Annotated in this window: 22 protein-coding genes; 14 read left to right on the forward strand and 8 right to left on the reverse strand. The window is 75.8% G+C overall.

All coding sequences use genetic code 11. The annotated features are described in order from the left end of the window. The first annotated feature begins 14 nt into the window (after positions 1–14). Both BLR12_RS03725 and BLR12_RS03730 read left to right on the forward strand, forming a co-directional pair. Positions 15–563, forward strand: coding sequence for a DoxX family protein (locus BLR12_RS03725; RefSeq protein WP_091374339.1), 549 nt, complete (start codon positions 15–17; stop codon positions 561–563). Then, positions 560–1612 carry a PHP domain-containing protein gene (locus BLR12_RS03730; RefSeq protein ID WP_091374343.1) on the forward strand — a complete coding sequence of 351 codons (1053 nt, stop codon included), beginning with the start codon at positions 560–562 and terminating at the stop codon, positions 1610–1612. The genes BLR12_RS03725 and BLR12_RS03730 overlap by 4 nt, the downstream gene beginning before the upstream one ends. A 1188-nt stretch (positions 1613–2800) precedes the next feature. Here BLR12_RS03730 and BLR12_RS03740 read toward each other — a convergent pair. Further along, a complete protein-coding gene (locus BLR12_RS03740; protein ID WP_091373542.1) occupies positions 2801–3349 on the reverse strand; it encodes a hypothetical protein in 549 nt (182 codons plus the stop codon). Between the two features lie 16 nt (positions 3350–3365). Between BLR12_RS03740 and BLR12_RS03745 the strand changes: the two genes are divergently transcribed. The 12 genes from BLR12_RS03745 to BLR12_RS03800 all read left to right on the forward strand — a co-directional run bounded on the left by BLR12_RS03745 (position 3366) and on the right by BLR12_RS03800 (position 18100). Continuing rightward, the gene (locus tag BLR12_RS03745) at positions 3366–3623 is read left to right on the forward strand and encodes a hypothetical protein (RefSeq protein ID WP_091373545.1); all 258 of its coding nucleotides are present in this window, start codon (positions 3366–3368) and stop codon (positions 3621–3623) included. Between the two features lie 286 nt (positions 3624–3909). After that, positions 3910–4644, forward strand: coding sequence for a glycosyltransferase (locus BLR12_RS03750; RefSeq protein WP_255363268.1), 735 nt, complete (start codon positions 3910–3912; stop codon positions 4642–4644). Beyond that, a complete protein-coding gene (locus BLR12_RS03755; protein ID WP_091373550.1) occupies positions 4641–6095 on the forward strand; it encodes a glycosyltransferase family 4 protein in 1455 nt (484 codons plus the stop codon). Before BLR12_RS03750 ends, BLR12_RS03755 begins: the two co-directional genes overlap by 4 nt. After that, complete coding sequence (locus tag BLR12_RS03760; protein WP_091373552.1) at positions 6092–7732, forward strand: phospholipid carrier-dependent glycosyltransferase; 1641 nt, start codon at positions 6092–6094, stop codon at positions 7730–7732. The genes BLR12_RS03755 and BLR12_RS03760 overlap by 4 nt, the downstream gene beginning before the upstream one ends. Further along, on the forward strand, positions 7719–9191 hold the full coding sequence (locus BLR12_RS03765; protein ID WP_176832322.1) for a hypothetical protein: 1473 nt from the start codon (positions 7719–7721) through the stop codon (positions 9189–9191). The genes BLR12_RS03760 and BLR12_RS03765 overlap by 14 nt, the downstream gene beginning before the upstream one ends. Next, entirely contained in the window at positions 9188–10399 is a 1212-nt protein-coding gene (locus BLR12_RS03770; RefSeq protein ID WP_218120528.1) for a glycosyltransferase family 4 protein, read from the forward strand. Before BLR12_RS03765 ends, BLR12_RS03770 begins: the two co-directional genes overlap by 4 nt. Positions 10400–10401: 2 nt before the next feature. Continuing rightward, positions 10402–11532 (forward strand): GNAT family N-acetyltransferase, encoded by a 1131-nt coding sequence (locus tag BLR12_RS03775; RefSeq protein ID WP_176832323.1) that lies wholly within the window; start codon positions 10402–10404, stop codon positions 11530–11532. After that, positions 11529–12641, forward strand: coding sequence for a GNAT family N-acetyltransferase (locus tag BLR12_RS03780; RefSeq protein ID WP_091373560.1), 1113 nt, complete (start codon positions 11529–11531; stop codon positions 12639–12641). Before BLR12_RS03775 ends, BLR12_RS03780 begins: the two co-directional genes overlap by 4 nt. Then, entirely contained in the window at positions 12638–13816 is a 1179-nt protein-coding gene (locus tag BLR12_RS03785; RefSeq protein WP_091373563.1) for a GNAT family N-acetyltransferase, read from the forward strand. The genes BLR12_RS03780 and BLR12_RS03785 overlap by 4 nt, the downstream gene beginning before the upstream one ends. Beyond that, positions 13813–15252, forward strand: coding sequence for a polysaccharide biosynthesis protein (locus tag BLR12_RS03790; protein ID WP_091373566.1), 1440 nt, complete (start codon positions 13813–13815; stop codon positions 15250–15252). The genes BLR12_RS03785 and BLR12_RS03790 overlap by 4 nt, the downstream gene beginning before the upstream one ends. Beyond that, positions 15249–17279, forward strand: coding sequence for a PIG-L family deacetylase (locus BLR12_RS24255; protein ID WP_176832324.1), 2031 nt, complete (start codon positions 15249–15251; stop codon positions 17277–17279). Before BLR12_RS03790 ends, BLR12_RS24255 begins: the two co-directional genes overlap by 4 nt. Next, positions 17279–18100 (forward strand): metallophosphoesterase family protein, encoded by an 822-nt coding sequence (locus BLR12_RS03800; protein ID WP_091373569.1) that lies wholly within the window; start codon positions 17279–17281, stop codon positions 18098–18100. The genes BLR12_RS24255 and BLR12_RS03800 overlap by 1 nt, the downstream gene beginning before the upstream one ends. A 15-nt stretch (positions 18101–18115) precedes the next feature. Here BLR12_RS03800 and galE read toward each other — a convergent pair whose 3' ends face one another. The 7 genes from galE to BLR12_RS24265 all read right to left on the reverse strand — a co-directional run bounded on the left by galE (position 18116) and on the right by BLR12_RS24265 (position 26405). Further along, positions 18116–19099, reverse strand: coding sequence for a UDP-glucose 4-epimerase GalE (gene galE, locus BLR12_RS03805; RefSeq protein ID WP_091373572.1), 984 nt, complete (start codon positions 19097–19099; stop codon positions 18116–18118). Between the two features lie 46 nt (positions 19100–19145). Beyond that, positions 19146–20381: an acyltransferase family protein gene (locus tag BLR12_RS03810; RefSeq protein ID WP_091373575.1), complete on the reverse strand. Its 1236-nt coding sequence runs from the start codon at positions 20379–20381 to the stop codon at positions 19146–19148. 1 nt (position 20382) lies between these two features. After that, the gene (locus BLR12_RS24260) at positions 20383–21444 is read right to left on the reverse strand and encodes a glycosyl hydrolase family 18 protein (RefSeq protein ID WP_176832325.1); all 1062 of its coding nucleotides are present in this window, start codon (positions 21442–21444) and stop codon (positions 20383–20385) included. Continuing rightward, positions 21441–23768 carry a bifunctional polysaccharide deacetylase/glycosyltransferase family 2 protein gene (locus BLR12_RS03820; RefSeq protein WP_091373578.1) on the reverse strand — a complete coding sequence of 776 codons (2328 nt, stop codon included), beginning with the start codon at positions 23766–23768 and terminating at the stop codon, positions 21441–21443. The genes BLR12_RS24260 and BLR12_RS03820 overlap by 4 nt, the downstream gene beginning before the upstream one ends. A 132-nt stretch (positions 23769–23900) precedes the next feature. Then, positions 23901–25073: a hypothetical protein gene (locus BLR12_RS23895; protein WP_143018688.1), complete on the reverse strand. Its 1173-nt coding sequence runs from the start codon at positions 25071–25073 to the stop codon at positions 23901–23903. Between the two features lie 270 nt (positions 25074–25343). Next, on the reverse strand, positions 25344–26186 hold the full coding sequence (locus BLR12_RS03840; protein WP_091373590.1) for a hypothetical protein: 843 nt from the start codon (positions 26184–26186) through the stop codon (positions 25344–25346). A 66-nt stretch (positions 26187–26252) separates the two neighbouring features. Next, positions 26253–26405 (reverse strand): hypothetical protein, encoded by a 153-nt coding sequence (locus BLR12_RS24265; RefSeq protein ID WP_176832326.1) that lies wholly within the window; start codon positions 26403–26405, stop codon positions 26253–26255. Between the last annotated feature and the right edge of the window lie 23 nt (positions 26406–26428).

Below are 26428 nucleotides of genomic sequence, written 5' to 3' on the forward strand. Positions count from 1 at the left end.
GAGAGAGGTCCCCCATGTTGGTCCGCCGGATCGCCCGGCCGCTGCTGGCGTCGTCGTTCGTCTACGGCGGCATCGACACGCTGCGCAACCCGCAGAGCCGGGTGCCGGGCGCGAAGCCCGTCGTCGAGCAGATCGCCAAGACCGCCGACCAGCAGCTGCCGGTCCAGGTGCCGCGGGACGTCGAGCAGTGGGTGCGCGTCAACGCCGGCGCGCAGGTCGCGGCCGGCTCCCTGCTGGCCCTCGGTCGGCTCCCTCGGCTGTCGGCGCTGGTCCTCTCGGCGAGCCTCGTGCCGACGACCCTCGCCGGGCACCGCTTCTGGGAGCACGAGGACCCGAAGGAGCGCTTCGGCCAGACCGCCCACTTCGCCAAGAACCTGAGCATGCTCGGCGGACTGCTGATCGCCGCCGTCGACACCGAGGGCCGGCCCTCGGTCGGCTACCGCGCCCGCCGTGCCGCGACCAGGGCCGCCGACAGCACGGAGAAGAGCCTGGAGAGGGCGCAGAAGCGGGCCGCCAAGGCGCAGCGGAAGTCCGAGAAGAAGTACCGGAAGGCCTCGCGCTGAGCGAGCCCCTCCCGCCCGCGGCCGCGCTCCGGAGGATCGCCTTCCTCCTGGAGCGCGCCCGCGAGCCCTCGCACCGCGTCTCGGCGTTCCGCACGGCCGCGGCCGTCGTCGACACCCTGGGCCCCGACGAGCTCGACCGGCGGATCCGCACGCGCACCCTCACCGACCTGCGCGGCATCGGCCCCAAGACCGGCGCGGCCATCGTGCAGGCGCACGCCGGCGAGGTCCCGGAGTACCTGGCGCGCCTCGAGGAGACCCACGGCGACCTGCTGCCGCTGGCCGAGGACGCCGCCGCGCTCCGCGCCCTGCTGCGCGGGGACCTGCACGCGCACTCGGACTGGTCCGACGGCGGCAGCCCGATCCGCGAGATGGCCGAGGCCGCCATCGGGCTGGGCCACGAGTACCTGGCGCTGACCGACCACTCCCCCCGGCTGACCGTCGCCAACGGCCTGTCCCCCGAGCGGCTGGAGCGGCAGCTGGACGTCGTCGCCGAGCTCAACGAGGAGCTCAGCCCCTTCCGCATCCTCACCGGCATCGAGTGCGACATCAACGTCGACGGCAGCCTCGACCAGACCGACGAGCTGCTCGGCCGGCTGGACGTCGTCGTCGCGAGCGTGCACTCCGACCTGCGCGCGGACTCGGCGGCGATGACCGAGCGGATGCTCGCCGCGGTGGCCGACCCGCACACCGACGTCCTCGGGCACTGCACCGGCCGGCTGCTGATCCCCCGCGAGCAGCGGGAGGGACGCCGCCAGCGGCCCCGCCCGGAGAGCACCTTCGACGCCGAGGCGGTGTTCTCCGCCTGCGTCGAGCACGGGACGGCGGTGGAGATCAACTCGCGGCCGGAGCGGCTGGACCCGCCGCTGCGGCTGCTGACCCTGGCCGTCGACCTGGGCTGCGAGTTCGCCATCGACACCGACGCGCACGCCCCCGGTCAGCTGGACTGGCAGGGCAACGGCTGCGAGCGCGCCGTGGAGTGCGGCGTCCCGGCCGACCGGGTGGTCAACACGCGCTCCGCCGAGGACCTGCTGGCCTGGAGCCTGCGGTGAGGACGCACACGGCGGGCGGCTGACTCCACCGGCGGTCGGCGGCTCCCGGCCCCGCCACCGCCCGAGGGGGCGGCGCGGTCATCGCCGTCCTGCCCGGCCGCGACCCGTCGTCGCCCTGCTGGGCGGGACGCCGGATGCCGGCAGCCCGGCCGGTCGTCACCGGCCCGCTGGCCGCACCGCGTCCCGCGGGCGGCGACCTCGGCAGTACGACCGCTGGACGGCCGACACGTGTCCGGCGCCTTCCCCGGCCCGTGACGGGCGGGCAACCGGTCCCCGTCGGCACGTGTCACGACGATCGCTGTGCGTGACGGTCTCACGTGGTCGTATGCGCTGGATCACACCAGTTCGTCACGCTGAGCGACGCTGAGCCTCCATCGTCTCGCTGGGCGCCGAATGGTCTTGACCGGCGTGGCCGTCCGGGAGAGCGTCCTCCCCCGACGACCCGGAGGCGTCCAGGTGCAGCACATCGGCGGCCTCCCGAATCGAGGAGAACGGGGACACGGTGTCGCTGGCGGCCGGTGCGGCGTGCGCGCAACGCATGCCTCGGCAGCCCACTGCACCCGTCGAGCCGGGCGCCACGGTGCAGTCGTCCTCCTCCGGGGCGACCTCGGGACGCCGGCCGTGGGGACGCCGCCTCCTGCTGTCCGCGGTGCTGACCGCGGGCGGGTGGGCGGCGCTCACCGCCGGGGGAGCCCCGGCCTCCGCGAACGAGGCCGCCTCCGGATCGGTGGGCGTCTCCGTGGCCGCGGAGGCGGCACCGGTCAGCCCGCAGACCGTCGTGGTCCCCGCCGAGGTCGGCGCCCCGGCCCCGCAGAGCCTCCCGCCGTCTCCGTCGGGATCGCCCCGGCCGGCCCTCGCACCACCGGCCTCGGTCCCGCAGGCCATGGAGGGCATCACCCGGCCTCTCGCAGCGCCACCCGGGCAGGGCACTCCTGCGGATGCCCCGCGGGACGCCGACGGGCCGCCCGGAGGGGACGCCCCGCCGGTCGATCCCGGCCCGAACGGCCCCACGCACGACCGCGACGGGTCGACGGACGGTGACGCGACCACGGACCAGGACGCGCCCACGGACCAGGAGACGCCCCCGGGGAGCCAGGCGCCGACGGACGGCCACGCGCCGGCGGGCGGTTCCACACCCGCGGACCGCGAGGAGCCCGAGCCCCGCCCACAGGGCCCGCCGGGTGGCGGTCACGCCACGGGGCAGTCGCCCGCTGCTGCACCCAGCGGCACCCCGCTCCCGGCCACCTCCATCTGCTCTGCCGCGGTCGGCACCGCGTCCGCCGCCACCACGGCCACTGACGCCACGGCCGCCGGCACCACGGCCACTGACGCCACACGCGCGCACAGCCCGACGACGGGCACCACGCCGACGCCCGGTCCCTCGTGCGCGGCACCGGGGACGGCCACCACCGGCACGGCCACCACCGGCAGCGCGGCCGCGACTGTCCAGGCCGCCACACCGACGGCGTCCCTCCCCCGCCCCGCGACCACGACGGCGGTCACCACGTCCGCGGTCGTGGATCCCTCTCCCGAGAGCACCGCGCCACCGGGCACCGCACCCGCCACGGACTCCCCCGAGCGAGACCGGGCCGCCCCGTTGCCCACCGCGGCGTCCCCGTGCCTCGCCGCGGCGGCCTCGGCTGCCGAGGGCAGCGCCGGGACGGGGCGCGCCGCCGCGTCCCGGGTCGGGTCCACGACCTCCACACCACCGTCGCACCCGGCGCCGGCGGCGGTCACCAGCACCTCGGCGCCCGTGAGTCCCTCGGCGCCGTTGCAGCAGCCGATCAGCCCACCGCTGCCGCCACCGCCGGCCCCGGCCGCACCCTGCGCCGGGTCGTCGTCCGGCGCGTCGGCATCGGGTCCCGGGCACGGTCACGACACCGACGGCCCGTCGGCCGTCCTCGGCGCGGGCCGCGCCGCCACGCAGGCCATGGCCGCGGTCCTCGCCGCCTCCGGCCGGAGCGGGGCCGTCGTCGACGCGGCCGACGACTCCAGCGCCCGACCCGACTGACCCGGGATCCGCGCCTGCGGCGTGCTGCACGGCCGCCGCACCCCTCCGCGTGACGCGGGCACGGCTCCGGCCGGCTGCCCTCCCTGGACCCGTGTCCCATCCCCTGATCCCCGTCGTGCCCGCCTGGCCGCAGGCACGCGTGAGAAGGACGCTGCTCATGAGTCACCCCCTGACACCAGCCTCCGTCGCACCCCCCGTCCGGACCGCTCCGGACCGCCCCGTCCTCGTCCACTCACCGGGTGCCCGGGTGGTCCGCGCGCCTCTCCCCCGTGCTTCCGCGACCCCCGTGGCACGGCCCGCCGCGGACCTCGAGATCGCGATCCCCGCGTACAACGAGGCAGCCCGCCTCCCGCTCACGCTGCGGCACACGGTCGAGTACCTGCGCGAACAGCCCTGGCGCTCGCGGGTCGTCGTCGTGGACAACGGGAGCTCGGACGGGACCGCCGAGGTCGTCCGGGCCCACGCCCGCGCGTCCGACGACCACGTCCCCGTCGACCTCGTGGGCTGCGCACGGCCCGGCAAGGGTGCGGCCGTCCGGCGGGCCCTGCTGAGCAGCCGGTCACGGTTCGTGGGCTTCTTCGACGCCGACCTCGCCACCCCGGTGGAGACCCTGGCCACCGCGATGCGGCACCTGGAGGCAGGCGCCGCTGCGGTCATCGGATCGCGGCACGCCCCCGGCGCCCGGTTCGTGCAGGCGCAACCCGCGGGACGACGGCTGGGCGGTGCGGCCTTCCGCCTGATGGCGCGCAGCCTGGTCAGAGGCGTGCACGACACCCAGTGCGGGTTCAAGTTCTTCGAGCGGCACGCGGTCACGCAGGCCCTCGTCACCTGCCGGACCACCGGCTTCGCATTCGACGTCGAGCTCCTGCGCCAGCTGCAGCGGGCCGGCCTGGACATCGTGGAGGTCCCCGTGGCGTGGAGCCATGCCGACGAGTCGTCGTTCTCACCGTTGCGGGACGGGCTCGCCAGCTTCGGCGCCGTCCTGCGGATGCAGCGCTCCGCCACCGGGAGGGCGTCGTGACCGGCACGGCCGCCGGCCTGCGGGGCTCGCGCATCCTGGTGCTGAACTGGCGCGACATCCGGCACCCGCACGCAGGCGGGGCGGAGCAGTACATGCACGAGATCGGCGCCCGCTGGGTGGAGGCGGGCGCCCACGTGACGTGGCTGACCGCGCGGGGGCCGGGCCAGGCGGCCCGGGACCGCATCGACGGCATGCACGTGCTGCGTGCCGGCGGCTCGCTGTCGGTGTACCCCCGGACGGCGGCCCGCCTGGTGCGGGCCCACGGGCACTTCGACGCCGTGGTCGACTGCCAGAACGGGATCCCGTTCTTCGCGCCGCTGTTCGCGGGGGGGACGACGCCGGTGGTGCAGGTGGTCCACCACGTGCACCAGGACCAGTTCGCGACACGGTTCCCCGCCCCGGCTGCCGCCGTCGGCCGCTGGCTGGAGGGACCGGTGGCCCGCCGCGTCTACGGGGACCGGGCGATCGCGGCCGTCTCGACGTCGACGCGCAACGAGATGCGGCGGCGGCTGGGCTTCCGGGGCCCGATCTTCGTCGTCCCCAACGGGACCACCCCGGTGCGGCAGCCCAGGGGCCAGCGGGCCGCCGAGCCGACCATCGCCGTGGTCAGCCGGCTGGTGCCGCACAAGCGGATCGACCTGCTCCTGGGTCACCTGGCGACCATCACCGGGGATGTCCCCGGACTGCGGGTGGACATCGCCGGTGACGGTCCCGAGCGCCCCCGGCTCCAGGGGCTGGTCTCCGACCTGGGTCTGCAGTCGACCGTCCGTCTCCACGGGCGGGTGTCCGACGAGGTCCGCGACGACCTGCTCGCCCAGGCCTGGCTCACCACGTCCACCTCGGCTGCCGAGGGGTGGGGCTGCTCGGTGATCGAGGCCGCCGCATGGGGGGTCCCGTGCCTGGCGCTGCAGGCGCCCGGCATCCGGGACTCGGTCCTGGACGGCGAGACCGGCTGGCTGATCGAGGAGCCGCAGAAGCTGGGCGCGGCCCTCGTCAGTGCGCTCGAGTACCTCCGCGACCGCAAGCGTGCGGACAAGATGGCGGCCGCCTGCCGCGACTGGGCCGGGTGCTTCTCCTGGGACCGCAGCGCCGACCTGCTCGCCGGGGTCGTCCTCGAGGAGATGCGGCACATGGCGGCGATCGAGGAGGGCCAGGCGTTCGAGCGACGGTCGGCCCGGTCGGACATGGCCGTGCTGGCCGGCTTCCCCACCCCGGAGGTCGACGTGCGCGGTGGACTGCGCTCGACCGACGAGGTCGTCCGCCGCGGCGACCGCACGGCGGTCGTGCTCAGCGGCTGCGACGAGTTCGACGCCGCCGGAGTGCTCGCCCGCATGGGCGTGCGCGAGAGCCACCTCCAGCTCGTGGACCGCCGGCTCCTGCTGGCCGGTCCCGCTGCACCGCCGGCGCCCGACTGGGGCGCCGGTCACCTCGACATGGGGAGGAGCGCATGACGCTCGTCGACCAGCCGCACGCCCCCGTGGAGGCGGCGTCCGGATCGAGGCCCGGACGGGCCGGCGCCTGGCGGCGCGTCACCTCGATGCCCCTGCTCGTCGCGGCCACCCTGGCCGCACTGGCGTTCGCCGTGCGCTCGGTCGGGCTGACGCGGGGCTTCGAGCTGTGGATCGACGAGATGCACTACGCCGATCTGGGCGCCTCGATCAGCCGCGGGGAGATGCCGGCGCTCGCCGACGGGCCCTTCTTCCTCCACCCGCCGGGCTTCTTCCTGCTCGAGGGGGCCGTGATCCGGCTCCTCGACCTGCAGACCGCCGACAGCATGGACCTCGTCTACGACCTGCGGTGGCTGACCGCGGCCCTGGGTGCGCTCGCCGTGGGGCTGGCCTTCCTGCTCGTCCGGCGGGTCGCGGGGACCTGGCCGGCGGTGTGGGCCGCGGCGGTGCTGGTGTTCGAGCCGTTCGTGCTCCGGAACAACAGCCGGGTCTTCCTGGAGACGCCGGCCACCGTCGCCGTCCTCGCCGGGCTGCTCCTCCTCGCGCGCCACCTCGGGGACCGGGACCAGGGGCGTCCGCGGCTCCGCCTGTTCCTCGCCGGGCTGCTGCTCGGTCTGGCCGTCCTGACCAAGGACGTGTTCGCGTTCTACGCCGTGGCCCCCGTGCTGCTGGCCGTCGTCTGGAGGCGGACCATCCCGTTCCGGGACGCCACGACCGTCCTGCTGGGCGTGGTGGTCCCGTACACGGCCTACCTGGCCCTGCTCTGGGGCACCGGCTACCTCGGGCTGTGGACCACGGCCAAGGTCGGCGGCTTCCTGCGGCTGGTCGGGGCCGAGCAGACGACCGGCTTCAACGCCCCCGGTGCGCCGAGCCTGGTCGAGCGGCTCCTCGACCAGGCGCAGGCCTACGGCACCAGCTACCTGTTGCTGCTGCTGTGCCCGCTGGCCGGGCTGGTCGCCGCGGCCAGCAGCCGGCCCGGCCGCCGCCTCGTCGGTCTGACCGCCGTGGTCATGGGCTCGCTCGGCGCCTTCCTCGCGCTGTTCGGCACCCTCGAGGAGCACTTCGGCTACCCGGTCGTGGTGGCCGGCGCGACCGCTCTGGCCGTCGCCGGTGCCGAGGTGGTCGACCGCCGGCCGTCGCTGCGGAAGGCGGCCGCCGTCGTGTCGTCGGTCCTGCTGGCCGCCGTGGCCTCCCTGGGCCTGTCACTGGCGACGGGCGACGACGACGGCTTCCTCCGCTTCCGTGCGTGGGCGGCCACCGAGCTCCCGGCCGACGCACGGGTGGGCGTCACCAACGACACCTCCGTTCGGGCGTTCCGCGACGACGACCGCTTCGGCCCGTGGTCCACCGCCGAGCAGCTGGAGGAGAACGGTGCCCGGTACGTGCTCACCGTGAGCCTGCCCACGGAGCAGGGGTACGCCCGGGCCCGGCCGGACCTGCTGGAGTGGCTGGAGGACAACGGGACCCCGCTGTTCCGGGACGTGGGACCGACCAACGGGGAGACGGTGCTGTGGTCCGTGGACCAGGACGACCTGACCAGCGCGGCCGACCGCGGGGTCGGTGGCCCTCCGCCGCCACCCCTGGACGCCGGGACCGCGGGTGAGCCGGTCCCCGAGGGAGGTGACGGTGGGACTCCATGACGCCACGGGCCGATCGCGGGCCGACCGACGTCACCGACGGGGCCTCGCCCTGCTGGTGGTCCTCGCCCTCGTCGTCGTCGCCGTCGGAGGGGCACTGCTCGTGTCGCGCCAGACGGTGGACGACGGGACGGGGGACGACGTGACGGCGGAGGACGGCGCCGGCCTGGCGTTCGGGGTCCTGGGCTCCCGGTGCGAGGCCGACCGGGTGACCGCCCTCAGCGAGGCCGGCGTGCGCTACGCCGAGGTGGGCCTCAGCTGGGAGGCGTTCGAGCCGGTCCCGGGGGAGTTCGACGAGGGCTACGCGGCCTTCCTGCGCGAGCACCTCGACCTGTGCGACCGGGCCGGCATCGGGGTGGTCTTCACCCTGGGGCTGCACTCGGCCCCCGGCTGGGTGGCCGAGCTGCCCGGCGGCTCCTACGTCAGCCAGCACGGCGACACCGGGCCCCAGGAGGTGCCCAACCTGGTGTTCAGCGCGGCGGTCCGGGACGCGGTCGCCGACTACCTCACCGAGCTGGACCGGGCCGTGGGCCTCGGCCGTGCCGCGGCGATCCGCGTGGGCACCGGCGTCAACGGCGAGCTCGGCTACCCGGGCACCGAGTCCTCCGGCAGCAACCCCTTCTGGGCGTTCGACGCGGCCGCCCAGTCGGGCGAGGGCCTGGCCGAGGGGGCGACGGTCACCCCGATGCCGGGATGGGTGCCGGGCTCGGCCACGTGGGACGGCGCCGACGTCGGTACCGAGCAGGTGCAGGAGTGGTTCCGGTGGTACTCCCGGTCGGTCGCCGACGCCGTCGTGTGGGTGGTGCGGGCGCTGCGCGAGCGGGGCTACGCGGGGGACGTCCACTTCCCGCTGGCCGGCCGGGGGGCGCTGCCCGGCGACCTGGAGGAGGCCCTGGCCGCGCGCCTGGACGGCACCGCCGATCGTGACGGCAGCCTCGAGGGGGGCCTGTTCTACCCGGAGCAGCTGCCCTACGTCGCCGAGAGCCTGGCGCGCACCGAACGCGACGGGTGGGGGGAGCTGATCGCCGACTCGAGCAGCGTGGACGACGCGACGGCGGTGACCGCCCGGGAACTGGACCCGCCCCAGGACAGCTGCCGCCCCGGGGACGCCGACCGGGACCTGCTCACCGAACCCGGGGTGGAGCGGTGGTCCTCGGTCCGCTGGACGGTCGCCAACGCCCGCAGGGCCGGGCTGGGCGTGATGGGCGAGAACCCGGGCTCGCCGGACACCCCGCGGACCGGCGGGAACGAGCTGACCGACAGCTCGGCGGAGCAGATGGTGCGTGCGCCGCAGTACGCCCGGGAGTGCGGGATGTCGCTGTTCATGTGGGCGTTCGAGGACGACCTGTTCGGCGGACGTCCCGGGGCCGGTGTGGCCGACTACGCCCAGCAGATCCGCGCGATCGGCACCGGGGGACGGCAGCCCCGGCGCCGGAGCACACGCAGGGAGGGGGGACGGTGACCGGCACGGCCGTCGCCCCGGCCCCCACGGAGCTCCCCGGCGACCGGCCGGCGCCCCTGCGGGTGCTGCACCTGGGCTTCGAGGACCCGCTGATGCCCGGTTCCGGAGGCGGATCGCTGCGTACGCACGAGATCGACCGGCGGCTGGCCGCGGACGGCATGGCGATCACCGTGCTCACCACCCGGTACCCGGGCTGCGCGGACGGCGACCACGAGGGCGTGCGCTACGAGCACGTCGGTGTCGGGCGCGGCCGCAACCGCCTGACCCGGCTGCTCGGCTACGTGGTCGCGCTGCCGTTCGCCGTCCGGAGGCACCGCGACGCCGACCTCGTCGTGGAGGACTTCCTGCCGCCGTTCTCGAGCATGGCCGTCCCGCTGTGGACCCGGCGGCCGGTCGTCGGGATGGTCCAGTGGCTGCACGCCCGCGAGAAGGCGCGCCAGTACAAGCTGCCCTTCCACCTGGTCGAGCGGGCAGCCGTGCGCACCCACCGCCGGCTCATCGCGGTGTCGGACGGCGTCGCCGAGCGGCTGACGGCGATGAACCCGCGTGCCTCGGTCGACGTGGTCAGCAACGGTGTCGACCCCGGCCTGTTCGACGAACCGGCACAGCTGGGCCGCGACGTGCTCTGCATCGGCCGCCTCGAACTGGGCGGGAAGGGCCTGGACCTGCTCCTCGCGGCGTGGGCACAGGTGCACCGGCAGGTCGACGGCGACCTCGTGGTCGCCGGGACCGGCCCGGACGAGGTCCGTGTCCGGCAGCTCGCCGCACGGCTGGGCATCGCCGACCGCGTGCGCTTCCCCGGCTGGGTCGGTGGCGCGGACAAGGCCCGGCTGCTCAACGCCAGCCGCGTCGTGGTGGTGCCGTCGCGCGCCGAGACCTTCGGCATCGTGGCGGTCGAGGCACTGGCCGCCGCGACGCCGGTCCTGGCCTTCGACATCCCCTGCCTGCGCGAGGTCGTCCCGCCCGACTGCGGGAGGCTCGTCCCGCCGTTCGACGTCCCGGCACTCGCGGCCGCACTGCTCGACCTGTACGCCGACGAGGACCTGCTCGTGGCCATGGGCGTCGCCGGCCGCGCGTTCGCGGGCGGTCACGACTGGGACGTCCTCGCCCGCCGGCAGGCCGACGTCTACCGCTCCACCGTGGCGTCGCCACGGTCGGACCACCCGCCGCGACGGCGGCGCGACCTGATTGAGAGGGCACGCCCGTGACCGTGACCGCCCGTACCCCCGGGCAGCCGGCGCAGCACGGACACCGGGGCCCCCGCGTCGTCTCCCCGGCGCCTCGGGACGTGTGGCGCGACCTGTCGTCCACCGACCCCGGCGCCCTGCCGACCCAGACCCCCGAGTGGACCGACTGGCTGAGCCGGACCCGCGGGTTCTCCGATGCCAGCCGGCTGTACGAGTTCCCGGACGGCCGCCGGCTGCTGCTGCCCCTGCTGGCCCGGACGGCGGCAGGCGTGACGGTGACCGAGGAGTCGATGCCCTACGGCTTCGGCTACGGCGGGCCACTGGTCGCCGGCGGCCGGGTCACCCTCGCGGAGGCCCGGGCGGTGCTGGCCGACCTGGCGCGACGGCCCGTGCTGCGGGCCGGGCTGGTGCCCGACCCGCTCACCGCGGGGATCCTCGAGGCGGCTGCGCCGCCGGGCACGGTGCGGGTGCCCTACCTGGCCCACGTCCTCGACCTCGACGGCGGCTTCGACCGGGTCTGGCGGGACCGGTTCCGCAGTGACATCCGCAAGAACATCCGCCGCGCGAGCCGTCAGCCGCTCGAGATCGGCGAGTCCAGGGACGGCGACGTCGTCGACACCTTCGCCGAGCTCAACCGGCGCTCCGTGGACCGCTGGGCTCATGACAGGGGCCAGCCGCTGTGGCTGGCCCACCTGGTCGAGCGCCGGCGGGACCGGGTCGAGCAGCTCTCCTCCGCGATCCCTGCGCTGGGCTCGATGCTGACCTCGTGGACGGCGCACCTGCACGGTGAGCCCGTGGCCGCCTACGTGCTGCTGCGCTCGGGTGAACGGGCGTACGCCTGGATGTCGGCGATGGACACGACACTCGCGCGACGGACGGACGCCGGCGCCCTGCTGCAGTCCCTGGCCATCGAGGACGCCTGCGCCACGGGGGCCCGGCAGTTCCTGATGGGGGAAGCGGCCGCCGGCTCGGGCGTCGCGGTCTTCAAGGAGCGTTTCGGAGCCGAGGCCGTGCCCTTCGCCGGGCTGCGGTTCGAGCGACTCCCGATGACCGCCGCCGAGCGCGGTCTCCGGTCAGTCCTCGACCGGGTCGTCTCAGCACCCCGGCACCCGTTCCGCCGGGAGCCCGGCCCCACCCGGGAGGTGCAGGCGTGACCCCGGTCGCCCGGTGGTCGACGGCCTCGTCGCAGGATCCCCAGGCCGGCGTCCGCGTCGTCTCCCCCGCCCCGCGTGCTGCCTGGCGGGAGGTGCTGCACGCCGACCCCACCGCACTGCCGAGCCAGACCCCCCAGTGGACCGACTGGCTCTGCCGCACGCGCGGGTACCGCGACGCCAGCCGGCTCTACGAGTTCTCCGGTGGTCGCCGACTCCTCCTGCCGCTGCTGGCCCGGGGGACCGCAGGGGCGTTGAGCGAGGAGTCCATGCCGCACGGCGCCGGCTACGGGGGCCCTCTCGTGGCGGGCGGTCGGCCCACGCCGGAGGAGGCGCGGGCGATCCTGGACGACCTCGGACGGCGTCCCGTCGTCCGCGCCTCCCTCGCGCCCGCTCCCCTGTCGGCCGCCACCTGGACCCGGGCCGCGCCGCCGGGGGCGGTCGCCGTCCCCTATCTCGCGCACGTCCTCGACCTCGAGGGCGGATGGGACTCCGTCTGGGCGGACCGGTTCCGCCCCCGCATCCGCCGGGACGTCCGCAAGGCGGAGAAGCAGGGGCTGGACGTCCGGACGGGATCCGACAGCGGGGTCCTCGAGGCGTATGCCGAGTTGAGCCGCCGCTCGGTGGAGCGCTGGGCGCGCCAACGGCGCCAGCCGCTGTGGCTGGTCCGCCGGGTGGAGCAGCGGCGCGACCGGGTCGGACGGCTGGCCTCCGCGATCGCCGACCTCGGACCGATGGTGCGCCCCTGGACGGCGTGGCTGGACGGCGAGCCCGTGGCGGTGAACGTGGTGCTGCGCTTCGGCAACCAGGCCTACGGCTGGCTGTCCGTCATGGACAAGCAGATGGCACAGCGCACCCAGGCCGGCGCGCTGCTGCTGTCGCTGGCCATCGAGGACTCCTGCGGGGCCGGTGCCAGGTGGTTCCAGCTGGGCGAGTCCGATCCCGGCTCCGGAGTGGCCGCGTTCAAGGAACGCTTCGGTGGGGTCCCCGTCCCCTGGTCGGCCGTGCACCTCGAGCGGCTCCCCGTGACGGCTGCCGGCCGGCGGCTCCGGACGCTCGCCAACCGGGTCGCCGCCACCGTGCCCGCCCGGATGGACGGGGGCGAGCGGTGAGCGTCGTCCCGCCGTCCGCCGGCTCCGTCGTCCCCGGGGCACCGCGAGAGCAGCGGCGGCCCGGGCAGGCCGCCCGCCGGCTCCTCCCGGGACGCGGGGACGACCTGCTGCGGTGCGTCCGGGTGGTCAGCCCGGCACCGCGGGACATCTGGGTGGCCGTGGCCCACGACGATCCGCACGCCGTGCCCAGCCAGACCCCCGAGTGGACCGACTGGCTGCGCCGGACCCGCGGGTTCTCCGATGCCAGCCGGCTGTACGAGTTCCCGGACGGCCGCCGGCTGCTGCTGCCCCTGCTGGCCCGGACGGCGGCAGGCGTGACGGTGACCGAGGAGTCGATGCCCTACGGCTTCGGCTACGGCGGGCCACTGGTCGCCGGCGGCCGGGTCACCCTCGCGGAGGCCCGGGCGGTGCTGGCCGACCTGGCGCGACGGCCCGTGCTGCGGGCCGGGCTGGTCCCCAACCCGCTGGTCGCCGGCACCTGGAGCGCGGCCGCGCCGGGCGGTGCTCTGCGCGTGCCCTCCCTGTGCCACGTCCTCGACCTCGAGGGCGGCTTCGACCACGTGTGGTCGAAGAGGTACCGCCAGGACGCGCGGCGGAAGGTGCGCCGGGCCGAGAAGCAGTCGCTCGAGGTCCACCAGGTCCGCGACAGCTCCCTGGTCGACACCTTCGCCGAACTGAACCGCCGGTGCGTGGACCGCTGGGCCCAGCAGCGGCACCAACCCCTCTGGCTCGCGCACCTGGTGGAACGACGGCGGGACCGCGTCGGTCAGCTGGCGTCCGCACTGGCGGCCCTGGGCTCGGCCGTGACCGGCTGGACGGCGCACCTGGAAGGGGAGGCGGTCGCGGCGTACGTGGCCGTGCAGCACCGCGAACAGGCGTGGTTCTGGATGTCGGCGATGGACCAGGGGCTGGCGGGGCGGACGAACGCCGGTGCACTGCTGCAGTCCCTGGCGATCGAGGCCGCCTGCCGGGCGGGTGCCCGGTGGTTCCAGCTGGGCGAGTCCGATCCCGGATCCGGGGTGGCGCGCTTCAAGGCCGGCTTCGGGGCCACGCCGACCAGCTATGACACGCTCCGCTTCGAGCGGCTCCCGCTGACCACCGCCACCGACCGGCTGCGGGCGGTCGTCGGCCACGTCACGGCCGGCCGGCCGGCCGGCGGGACGGTGGAGCGGTGAACGCCGTCCCGCCCGCCGGCACGGTGGTGCCCGACGGCGTCCCGGCGGAGGTGGACGGCAGCCTGGTCACCTCGCGCGGCCCCCTGGTGTCGGTGGCCATGGCCCTGGTCGCCGTCATCAGCTACAGCGGTGCCCTGGTGCTGGCCCACCTGCTCGACCCGCCGGCCTACAGCGTCTACGCCGCGGCCGCGACGCTGCTCGGCACCGTGGGGGTGTTCGCCGCGGCACTCATCCCGATGCCGCTCACCCACGTCATCCGCAGCCACCCGCGGCGGTCGGAGGAGCGGCGCCGCGGGATGGCCTTCGCCGGGTGGCTGTCGATCGCCGGGGGACTGCTCGCCGCCCTGGCGACCGGCCTGGTGACGGCGGCCTTCGCGCCACCGCGCGTGGCGATGGTGGTCGCCGTGTCGGCACTGGTGCTGTTCGTGTGCAGCCCGGTGTGGGGCTGGCTGCACGGCGAGCTGCTGTTCGTCCGCGACGCGGTGGTGATCCTCGCCGAGGTCGGCGTCCGGATCCTCGTCAGCGTCGGCGTCGTCGTCCTCGGATGGGGGGCCGACGGCGCGCTGCTGGGGTTCGTCGCCGGGTCGGCGCTCGTGCTGCTCACCGTGCCCCGGGCCCTGCGCCGCGACCTGGCGTGGCGCCCGGGCGTCCTGCGGGAACGCGCGCGGTGGGCCGAGACGGGGGACATCGCGATCACCCAGCTGGTCGTCTACACGCTGGTCGGGGCCGACGTCGTGCTGGTCGCGGTGCTCGCGGCCCACGACACGGAGAGCGCGGGCTACCAGGCGCTGTCCACGCTGGCGAAGGCGCCGGTCTACGTGGCGGCCGGCGCGGTCGCCGTCGCCTTCCCGCTCCTGCGCAGCCGCCAGGCGCGGACCGAGCACATCCTGTCCACGACGATGCACTCGTTCACCGTCCTCGCGCTGGCCTCCGCAGCCGTGGTGGCCACCGTGCCCCGGGAGCTGATGCTGCTCGTCTTCCCCGAGCGGTACGCCGGCTCCCTGGCGCTGTTGCCGGTGCTCGCCGCGGCGGGGGTCGGGTACGCCGCGCTCACCCTGTTCACCTCCGTGCTCCTCGGGATGCGCGCCTACCGGCGGTGCCAGGTGGGGCTGCTCGCCGCCGTCGTGCTCATGCCCGCGGGCCTGCTGCTGGGCTGGCGGATCGACGGCGTCCCGGGCCTGGCCCTCGGGGTGGCGCTGGCGGCGCTGCTGTCGACGGGTGCGCTGTGGCTCACCGCCGCGCCGCTGCTGCCCCGGGAGACGCTGCGTCGTGGGGTGCGGGCCCTCCTCGCCACCGCCGCGCTGGTGGCCCTCCTCGTCGCCGTCCGCCCCGTGCCCGCCGTGTGGGTGGGAGCCGTCCTGATCCTGGGCGTCGTGGTGCTCCGGCTGCTTCGCCGGACCGACGACGACCCGGCCGACGAACTGGAGATCCGATGACCGACCTGCTGCCCGGGCCCCTGGAGGAGGCGATGGCCGACGGCCGGCCGGTCCTCGTCCTGTCCGCCCACCTCGACGACGCCGTCCTCTCGTGCGGTGCACTGCTGAGCACGCTGGCCCGGCGGACCCCGGTCACGGTGGCCACCGTGTTCTCGGAGGCCGGGCCGCCGCCGCACACCCGGGCCGCCCGCGCCTTCCTGGGGCAGTGCACGATCGGCGACGCTGCGGAGCTGTACGCGGCCCGGCAGCAGGAGGACGTCGAGGTGCTGGCCGGGCTCGGTGTCGAGCACGTCCACCTCGGGGCCCCCGACGCCCTCTTCCGGCGGCGGGAGGTCCCGCCGCCGGTCGCCCGGCTCGGCCGTGCGGTCCCCGAGGTGGCGCACCGCTACCCCACGTTCCGGTTCGACATCGCTCGGGGACGCGTCTCCCGGGGGGACCGGGCGCTGGTCGACCGGCTCGGCGCGCAGCTGCGCGCACTGGCCGGGCGCATCGACGCGGCGGTGGTCCTGGGCCCGGTCGGCGTCGGCCGGCACGTCGACCACCTGCTCACCCGCACCCTGGCCGAGCGGCAGCCACTGCCCACGGTGCTGTACTCCGACTTCCCCTACGACTGGAGGGGCGCTGCCGACGTCACCGACCTGGGGGTGGGCCGGCTGACGGCCGTCACGTGGGACCGGGACCTCGACGCGAAGCAGGTGCTCATCAAGGGCTACCGCACGCAGGTGGCGGCGCTGTTCCCGGACGGGGTGGTCCCCGCCGTCCCGGAGACCTACTTCACGGCGCCCGGGCACGAGGGAGGGACGCCGGTACCTGCTCCCCACCGGCCGGTCGCAGCCCGGTCTCCCCGGCCGTGGGCACGGGCGGGCCGGACGGTGCCCGCCGGCGCGGAGGCGCTCGTGCTGGGCGACCTGGACCTCGCCGTCCCGCTGCACGCGGTCGGCGCCTCGGTCACGATGGTCGGCCGGCCCACCCGGGCCGACCGGTTCTCCCGGTACGTCTCCCGGTGGCTGGACGACCCCCGCCCCGACGAGGACACGCTGGTCACCGCGCTGGTGGCCCACGCCGGCGGCCGCCAGGAGCCGACGACGCTGTTCTACCAGTCCGACGACGACCTGCTGTTCGTCTCGCGCCACCGCGACGAGCTCTCCCCCGCCCTGCGGTTCGTCGTCCCCGACGCCGACCTGGTGGAGAAGCTGGTCGACAAGGCGGCCTTCCAGGAGCTGGCCGAGCAGGCCGGGCTGCCCGTGCCGCGGGGCCAGGTCCTGGACCTCGCCCGGCCGGTGCTCGACGACCGCCTGACCTTCCCGTTGGTGGTCAAGCCGCTCCGTCGCGAGCCGTGCTGGGACGTCCGCACCGCGGCCAAGGCGGCCGTCGTCGGCGACCGCGGGGAGCTCGACGCGCTGGTCGACGAGCTGGCCGCCCACCACGCGCAGCTGATCCTCCAGCAGCCGGTGCCGGGCCCGGAGACCCGGATGGAGAGCCACCACGTGTACGTCGACTCGTCCGGTCAGGTGGCCGCCGAGTTCACCGGGCGGAAGGTCCGCACCCATCCCATGGCCATGGGCCACTCCACCGCCGTCGTCACCTCCGATGCACCCGACGTGGCGCGGCTGGGCCGGGAGATCGTCGCGGCGCTGGACCTGCGCGGAGTGGCGAAGCTGGACTTCAAGCGGGACGCCGACGGTCGGCTCTGGCTGCTGGAGGTCAACCCGCGCTTCAGCCTGTGGCACCACGTCGGTGCGGCAGCCGGCGTCAACATCCCGGCGGTGGTCCGGGCCGATCTCCTCGGGCTCCCCCGGCCGCCCAGGTCCACGGCCCGTCCCGAGGTGGCGTGGTGCCGGGTGGACCGGGACTACCTCGCCGCACGCGAGGAGGGGATGCACCCGGTGACCTGGCTCCGCTGGGTGGCCGCGGCCGGGACCACGCCGCCGCTCGACCTCACCGACCCGCTCCCCGCGCTCGCCGGTGCGCTGGCACCGGCCTACCGCAGGCTCCGCAGGAGCGCCCCGGCCGACCGCCGCCGCTGATGCGCACCGGGGTCCTCTCCGACGTCCACGCCAACCTCCCCGCGCTCCAGGCGGTGCTCGGCGTGCTGGCGCGCCGTGGCGTCGACCAGCTCCTGGTCGCCGGGGACCTCATCGGTTACGGCGGGCAGCCCGACGAGTGCGTGGCGACGCTGGCCGAGGCAGGCGCGCACTGCGTGCTCGGCAACCACGACCTGCTCGTCCTCGACCGCCTGCCACCCACCCGGTTCCCTGCCGTCGCCCGGATGGCCGCCAAGCTGCACCGCTCGCTGCTCTCCGCCGGCACGCGGAGCCACCTGGAGTCGCTGCCCACGGTGCTGCGCACCGGCCGGGTGCTCATGGCCCACGGGTCGCTCGACAGCCCGGAGGAGTACGTGACGCGCGAGCCCCGAGCCCTCGAGCTGCTCGCCCGGCTGCCCCGGGAGGCCCCCGGCGCGGACACCCTCGTGCTGGGTCACACGCACCAGCCGTGGCTGGTGGGCGCCGGGACCGGCACGGTCCGGGTGCGGAGCACGGTGCCGACGCCGACCGCACCGTGGTTGCTCAACCCGGGCAGCGTGGGGCAGTCCCGGCAACGCGAGCGCCGTCCCCGGGCCCGTTGCGCGGTCATCGACGACGTGGCGGGGACGGTGGAGTTCCTCCGGGTGGACTTCGACGTCGCGGCGAGCCGGGAGGAGCTGCGACGGCACGGACTGCCCGACCGGTGCCTGCACGCCCCGCCGCCGGTGTGGTGGCCGGCGGCCCGCCGGGCACGGCTGGTCCTCGACCGGGCCGCCGCCCGGCTGCCGGGCCAGCGGCGGCGCCGCTCCGCGCGCACCAGGTGAGCCCCGGGGGCGGGGTCACCGGGCGGCGAGCGGGCCCGCCCTCCACCCGGCCCATGCGGAGGCGACCATGTCGTGCACGTCGTGCTCCGCCGTCCAGCCGAGGACGGCCCGGATGGTGTCGGCGCTGGCGACGACCCGAGGCGGGTCACCGGGACGCGGCGGTGCGAGGACGGGCTCTGCCCACGCCTCCCCCGCGGTCCCGGTGACCTCCCGGATGACGTCGAGCACCTCCCGGACGGAGACGCCCTCCCCCCGGCCGATGTTGGCGGTCAACGCCGTCACGCGACCGTCGACGAGCGCCCGGGAGGCCGCGACGTGGGCCGAGGCGACGTCGGCGACGTGGACGAAGTCCCGGATGCACGTGCCGTCGGGTGTCGGGTGCCCGCCCCCGAAGACCACGGGCGGCAGCCCCTGCTCGAGGCGCTGGAAGACCATCGGGACGAGGTTCCAGACGCCGCGGTCGGTGAGCTCCGGAGCCGCCGCGCCGGCCACGTTGAAGTAGCGCAGGTTGGCGTACCGCAGGCCCGTCGCGGCCGCGACCTCCTCGATCATCCGCTCCCCGACCAGCTTCGTGGTCCCGTACGGGTTGACCGGCCGGCACTCGGTGTCCTCGCGGACGACGTCGACGTCCGGCATGCCGTAGACCGCCGCGCTCGACGAGAAGACGAGCGCGCCGACGCCCACGCCGACCGCCTGCTCGAGGAGGACGCGCAGGCCCTCGACGTTCGTGCGGTAGTAGCGCAGCGGGTGACGCACCGACTCCTCGACCCGCTTCTCCGCCGCGACGTGCACGACGCCGGTGACGTCGTGGTCCCGCAGCGTGCGGCCCACGAGGTCGCCGTCGAGGACGCTGCCGACGACGAGCGGGACGCCGGGGATGCGCGCCGGGTCGCCGGACGAGAGGTCGTCGAGCACCACCACCGACTCACCGGCCCCGCACATGGCGGTCACCACGTGCGCACCGATGTAGCCGGCTCCACCCGTCACCAGCCACGTCACCGGCGGAGGGTAGCGACACGGCAGTGCACACGGGCACCACCGTCGGCTACCGGCCGGCCCCGGACCGCGGCACCGCCTCCGCTCTGCCGTCCGGCCGCGCCGGGTGGGGCACGGGCGCGGACGCCTCCTCCCGGGACGGCGCCTCGGCGGCGACGTTGTCCGCGAAGGACACCTGGCGCACCGGCTGCGGCGCGGGCACCGCGACCGGCGTCGTCCGGCTCCAGGGCAGCAGCCGCGGCCGCCTCCCGGCGGCGACGTCCTCGACCCAGCCGACCAGCAGCACGACCGCCCAGAGCAGCGTCCAGGCGGCCGCGTAACCCAGCGCCGTCCCCGACGCGTCGTCGGTGTGGTACTGCGCCAGCGGCGTGGCCGCGAGCACCGGGGGCACCAGCCAGATGGCCAGGTTGCCCCACAGGTAGATCGTCATCGCCCGGTTGCTGAAGACCGAGACGGCGGCGTCCAGGCCCGGTACCCGGCCCAGCCGGTCCAGCCGGCCCGGCCGTGGGTAGAGCCGCAGCAGGATCAGCACCGCGCCGAGGCAGTACAGCATGTTGGCCAGCGGGATGTCGTCGATGTCGTAGGTGCCGAGCGCCTCCCGCTGGGACAGCGCGTACCAGAGACCGGCCCCCAGCAGTGCGACGCCGGCCAGCAGGGTCCGCCCCAGCGGCAGCCGGCGCAGCGTGCGGTCGTGGTGGGCGAAGCCGAGCAGCCAGCAGCAGGCGTAGGTCGCCAGGAACACGACGGTGTCGTAGATGCGCCCGTCCAGCGTGACCAGGCCCAGCGTCACGACGACCAGCACGACCGGCGGCAGCGCCATCAGCCGCGCCGGCCACCGGCGGAACAGCCACAGCAGCACCGGGCTGAGCAGCACCAGCCACAGGTAGGTCTGGACGTACCAGAGCGGGGAGACCCAGTTGACGGCCTCGGCCGACGACGGCGGGGTGGACAGCGGCAGCACCCACGTCCAGGCGTTGCCCCAGCTGAGCGGCTGGCCCGCCTCCTCGGTCACCGACCAGCCCAGGGCCCACATGCCCGTCAGGACGACGGCGGCGAAGACCCAGAACGGGATGAGCAGCCGCTTGGCGCGCTTGCACCAGAAGGCGCGGACGGAGTCCGCCCGGTCCAGCGAGGCGGCGACCAGCCCGCCGGCCAGGGCGAACATGATGCCCATCGACGGGAAGACCAGCGGCAGCCAGGCCCAGCCCAGCACGTGGTAGGTCGTGACCCGGATGAGGGCGACGGCCCGCAGGACGTCGATGTAGCGGTCGCGCTGCCGTGCCATCTCACTCCACCCCCGTGCTCGTGGCGGCCGCCACGGACGTCCAGGTCTGCGGGTCCTCGCCACCGAGGCTCCAGATCGCGATGCCGCGCAGGCCCTCCTCGACGGCGATCTGCTGCTTGCGCTCCAGCGAGCGGGCGTCCTCGTACCAGACCGTGTGCTCCTCGCCGTCCCGCTGGTACCGGAAGGTCCAGGCCGCGGCACCGTCGTCCCACCGCGGCTCGGCGCCGACCTCGTCGGCGAGGGATACGGCCTCGGTGGCCGACACGTTCACCCCTCGCGCACCCACCCAGTCGTAGCCGTAGGTGGGGAGGCCCAGCATCAGCTTCTCCGGGGGCACCCGCTCGACCGCGTAGTCGACGACGTCCCGCACCCAGCCGGCCGGCGCCACCGGTCCGGCCTCGCTGGTGCTCCAGGAGTGGTCGTAGGCCATGACCCGCACCTGGTCGGCGACCTGTCCGATCACCTGGTAGCTGTACGCCAGGGTGCCGGGGTCCTCGTCGCTCTCCCGGGCGGGAACGGCGACGGTGAGCTCGAGGCCCTCGGCGTGCAGGTCGTCGCGCAGCGCCGTGAGGAACGCGGTGAACTGCGGCCCGGCCGTCGGCGGCAGCGCCTCGTAGTCGATGTCGATGCCGTCCCAGCCCTCCGCCAGGGCGCGGTCGACGAGGGCGGCACGGTGCGCGTCGGCGCGGGCCGGGTCGGCGAGCAGGTCGGCGACCAGCCGGCCCTGCCACTCCCCCTCGGCGAAGTTCTGCACGGTCGGCAGCAGCCGCACGCCGTCGGTGACCTGGTCGAGCACCTCCGGCGGCGGGGGCGTGGTGACCAGCGAGCCGTCGAGGGCCACGGTCGCCCACGTGGGGCTCACCTCGGTGACCCCGCCGTCGGCGAGGGCGGTCCCGAGGGACGCGGCGGCGCGCTCGTCCCACACCGGCAGCCAGGCGGCGGCCACCAGCGGCTGGGCCGGCGGGAACAGCCGGGGCCGGAGGACGACGGCGCCGACGACGAGCAGGACGACGGCGACGGCGACCCCGGCCCACAGCAGCGGATCGCGACGGTGCCGCCTCACGGGCCCACCACCACGGGGCGGACCGCGGCCGACGGCGCCGTCCCGGTGGCGACGTCGTCCATGTTCGCGGTGCGGGTCAGCTTGTTCCAGCCCAGCCGCACGCCGCGCAGCGCCGTCCCCAGGGAGGCGTAGAGCAGGTAGACCCGCAGCGGCTCGTAGATCAGCCGGTACACCGGGACCATCAGCAGGTGCTCGGCCCGCTCTTTCAGCAGCCGGACGGCGATCGCCGCCAGGACGCCGTAGACGAGGGCGAAGGCGGCGAAGTAGGCCGCCAGCGCCAGCGGCCCCTGCGACGACAGCGTCTGCACGACGCCCAGGACGATGAGCGGGGTGAACAGCAGCGGCACGGTGATGGTGACCACCGTCATCGGCATGATCAGCATGCCGAGCCAGCCGTAGCGCGGGCGCAGCAGCATGTCGCGGTGCCGCCAGACGGCCTGGATGGTGCCGTACATCCAGCGGACCCGCTGCCGGAGCAGGGCGTCGACGGTCTCCGGCGCCTCGGTCCAGGCGACCGCCTCGTCGGCCTGCTCGACCCGCCAGCCGTGGCGGTGCAGGGCGAGGGTGAGCTCGCAGTCCTCGGCCATGGTGGCGTCGGTGTAGCCACCGGCCTGCAGGACGGCGTCCCGGCGCCAGGCGGCGCACGCGCCGGGCACGACCATGACCGCGTCGAGCAGCGCGGCCGCCGACCGCTCCAGGCCGATCTGGGTGACGTACTCCAGGGCCTGCCAGCGGGTGATGACGTTGGTCGACCAGTTGCCGACCTTGATGACACCGGCGACCGCGCCGACCCGCGGCGAGGAGAACTGCTCCACGAGCTTGCCGACCGTCTGCGGCGTGAACAGGGTGTCGGCGTCGAGGGTCACCACGATCTCGTGCTGCGCCGCGGCGAATCCCCGGTTGAGCGCCGCCCACTTGCCGGTGTTGGCCTGCCGGAGCAGGCGGATCCGCGGGTCGCGGTCGGCCACCGAGCGCACCGCGGCGGCGGTGTGGTCGGTGCTGCCGTCGTCCACCACGACGATCTCGCCGACCGGGTGCTCCGAGCGCAGCAGGTACTCCAGCGTCCGGGCGATGACCGCTTCCTCGTTGTAGGCGGCGATCAGCACGGTGACCGGGTCCCGTGAGGTGCCGACCGGCCGGGTGCGCCGGCGGGAGCGGGCGACGGCCAGCACCGCGTTGAACAGCCCGAAGCCCAGCATGGTCACCAGGGCGAGCACGAAGAGCACGTACAGCAGGTCCGGCGGCAGCACGAACAGCGCCTGCGCCGTCCACAGCGCGACGTGGTCCCACAGGGCCGGCTGCACGGTGCCGGTCGCGCCGGCGATCTCCGGCTGCGACTGCGGCATCGTGGTGAAGGTGTAGCCCTGGTCACGGGCCTCGCGGACCAGCTCCTCGACGTAGGCCAGCGTCTGCGACCGGTCCCCGCCGGCGTCGTGCAGCAGCATGGTGAGGTTCTCCTGGTCGCCGAGCGGCGGCATGGGGATGCCGCCCTCGCGCAGGCCCGACCCGTGCGCCCAGTCCAGGGTGTCGAAGTCGTGCGAGGCCACCACGTAGCCCATCTGCTGGGCGCGCAGGATGCCGGTGGTGTCCTCGCGGGTGGTCTCCTCGTCGGCGCCCTCGTAGGGCAGCCGGAAGAACGCCGCGCTCTGCCCGGTCTGCGCCCGCGTGATGCGGTCGGCCAGCGACATCTCCAGCCGCTGGCGGAAGGGCGTGGTCTCGCTGACGTCGATGTGGGTCAGCGAGTGGTTCCCGAGCGCGTGACCCTCCCGCACGATGCGCTGCATGATCTCCGGGTACCGGGCGGTCTGGGTGCCGGTCACGAAGAAGGTCGCCGGGACGCCGTACTCGCTGAGCAGGTCCAGCAGCCGCGGCGTCCACACCGGGTCGGGGCCGTCGTCGAAGGTCAGCGAGATCGTCCGGTCGACGCCGGGGCCGTAGCCGTAGCGCTCCAGGGCGTAGGGGGCGTCGCCGGCGGTGGCGGCGTCGTCCTCGGTCAGCTGCGACACGACCTGTCCGGTGAACGGCTCCTGCGCGTAGGTGGCGCCGCCCTCCTGGAGCAGGCGGACGACGCGCACGAGCGGGCCGGCACCGACCACCGGGGCGTCGTCGCCCACCTCCTCCGGCGTCGGTCCGTCGGGGGCGGCCGCGCCGGCCAGCGTCGGCGGGGCCAGCACGCGCGGGACGGCGACCACCGCCGAGGCCGCGGCCACGACGAGCAGGGTCAGCAGGACGGCGCGCAGCCACCTCCAGCGACGGCCGGAGGGGTTGGCGAAGACGGGCACGGTGCGGGCGGTGGGACGGCCGGGGCGCTGCGATCGCCTCATGGGGTGTCTGGTCCTCGGGTGGGTCTCGTGCGGGCGTGCCGCAGGACGACGCTGCGGCTGACGGCTGGAGGGCGCGCGGACGCGCCGCGGGACGCTCCGGAGAGCGCGGCGGGACGGCCGGCGCCGCGGGGGTCAGTCGGGTCGTGCGACGGGCTCGCCGGCGTCGCCGACGACCACCCCGGCACTGCCGGGGGCGAGCAGGACCGCCGTCCCGGTGGGCAGCGTCGCGGTGACCGCCGCCAGGTGCGCCGCGGCGGGGCCGACGTCGGCGCCGGCGCCGGATCCGGCCGAGGGCGCGTGCCCGCCGCCGGACGGGCCGGCCGGACCGGCGGGAGCCGGCGGAGGTGCCGGGGTGGACACCGGTGCGTGCGGCGCCGGCGCAGCCGGGACCTCGGTCGTGCCGGCGTCGATCGTGTGCCCGGCGGCCGGTGGGGCCTCGCGCGCGGGTGCGGGACGGTCGTCCGCAGCGGCCGGAGCGGCGGCGGGCCGCTCCTGTGCCGGGGAGTCGGCCCCGGCCCCGGCCGCCTCGGCGGGTGGGGCCCGCTGCGGCAGCTGTTGGCCGGGCGTGGCGGCGGGGACCTGCGGCGCAGCCGCGGGGTCGGTCGCCGGCGTCGCACCCGGGTCCGCCGCGACCGGGGTGTCGGGAGCCGTCACCGGGTCGGACCCCGCGGACGTCGCGGGGTCGGCCGGCGGGGTCGTCGCGGGGTCGGCCGGCGGGGTCGTCGCGGGGTCGGCCGGCGGGGTCGTCGTGGGGTCGGCCGGGGGCGCGGGAGCCGGGTCGGGATCCGTCGAGGAACCGGGAGCGTCCTGCCCGCCGGGCCGGGTCGGCGCCGGGGCGTCCTCGTCCCGGTCGTCGTCGCGCGGCGGTCCACCGTCGGTGTCGTGGCGCGCCGGTCCGTCGCTGCTGTCGCGCGGCGGTTCACGGTCGTCGTCCCCGGCGGGTGGCGGCTCGACGTCGTCCGCCGTGCGGGGCTCGCCGTCCGTGTCGTCGGCGGGGAGGTCCGCCACGCGGGCGGGGTGGGTGACCGGCACCGGCGCGTCGCCGGTCGGGGCCGGCGTCTCCGCGTCGACCTCGGGGACGGCGGTCGCCCGGCTTCCCGTGTCCGACGGCGGGGGCGCAGTCGGTGCTGCGGCGGCGGGACCGGCCGCGGCGACAGCCAGGAGCCAGGCACCGAGGACGAACACGGCGACCAGGAACAGCCGGCCGGCCCAGCCGGCCAGCAGCCCGGGCGACGGGAGGACGACGACGGAGGGTGACGCGGCACGGCCGCGCACTCCCCCGCCGATCCCGGCGTCCACCAGCACGTATCAGCCCCCGAGCCACATCCACGCGGGTGGCGATGTGGCGTGTGACCGGGGCCTCTTTCGCCCCGTCACTCTGCAGCGACTCTTCGACGCGGCGAGGCGTACGTCAACCAGATGGGCGGATCTCACCCCAACGCGCGCATGGATCTGACGCACCGTCACGAGGGGGTACGGCTACGCACCGGAACACGCGCGTTCCGATCAGGAGTGGAGCCGCCTCCACCAGGGTCCGAGGACCCTGTGTGCCCGGCGGCGGCCCAGTCTTCCAGGTCAGCCGCGGAGGGCGCCGGGCAGCCGTTCGGCGAGCGGCATCGGTGCGGCGTCGTCCTCACGGCGGAGCACCCACGACGCCGGCAGCACGAGGCGCGGCGCGACGCCGACCAGGACGGCGACCAGGACCGCCACACCTGCCAGCGCCTCGCCGGACTCCTCCAGGTAGATGGCGGTGACCGCCCACTGCCCCACGGCGAGGGCGGAGAGGCCGGAGAGGCCGACCGAGGCCGCACCGTAGGCGGCGAGCGTGCCGAGCACCCGGCGGCGGTCACGGCGCTCGCTGCGGCTGACGAAGCCGAGCACGCCGAGCACGGATGCGACCAGGGCGGTGCTCACGAGGACCGCACCGGCCTCGCCGACGGCGGCGGACAGGGCGGCGACCGCGTCGACGTGGACGGTGCCGCCGACCTTGACCACGGCGATGCCCGCGCTGACGAGACCGACGGCCAGCCACCAGGCGCGGCGCCCCGGCACGCGGACGGCGCCCACGACGGCGGTGACGGCCGCCGCGGCGAACAGGGCCGCGACGAAGGCACGGGGCACGGAGTACGGGGCGTCCATGGAGAGGGCGCGGGCGACCGGGCCGGTGGCGCCGGCCAATCGGCTGACGTAGCCGGTGGTCTCGAGCAGCACCGCGGTGGCGGCCAGGGCGACGCCGACGGGCGGCAGGGGGACGCGACGGCGGGCGGTGCGCAGCCGCACCTCGCTCAGCGGCTCAGCGGGGGCGTGCAGGTCGGCGGAGCGGACGTCGGCGATCCGGATGCCGCGGCCGACGACGACGGCCACGGTGAAGGCGAGCAGCACCCACAGCAGGAGTCCCCCGGCGACCCATGTCCACACGTAGCCGTCATCGGCACGCGCGCGGGACTCCTGAACTCAGTGCGCCCCGGTCACCCGATCGGGTGGTCAGGAGTGCGAGCTGCGGAAGCCGGCCGGCAGGTCCGCCGTGCTGAACGGCGGCTCCGCGCCGCCGGGGGCGTCGGCGAGGCGGATGCCCCGGCCCAGGACGAGCGCGACGCCCAGGCCCACGATGACCCACAGGACCAGTACGCCGATCATCCACGCCTCCATGCGTCAGACAT

This window comes from Geodermatophilus sp. DSM 45219 (assembly GCF_900104025.1).
Classification (GTDB): domain Bacteria; phylum Actinomycetota; class Actinomycetes; order Mycobacteriales; family Geodermatophilaceae; genus Geodermatophilus.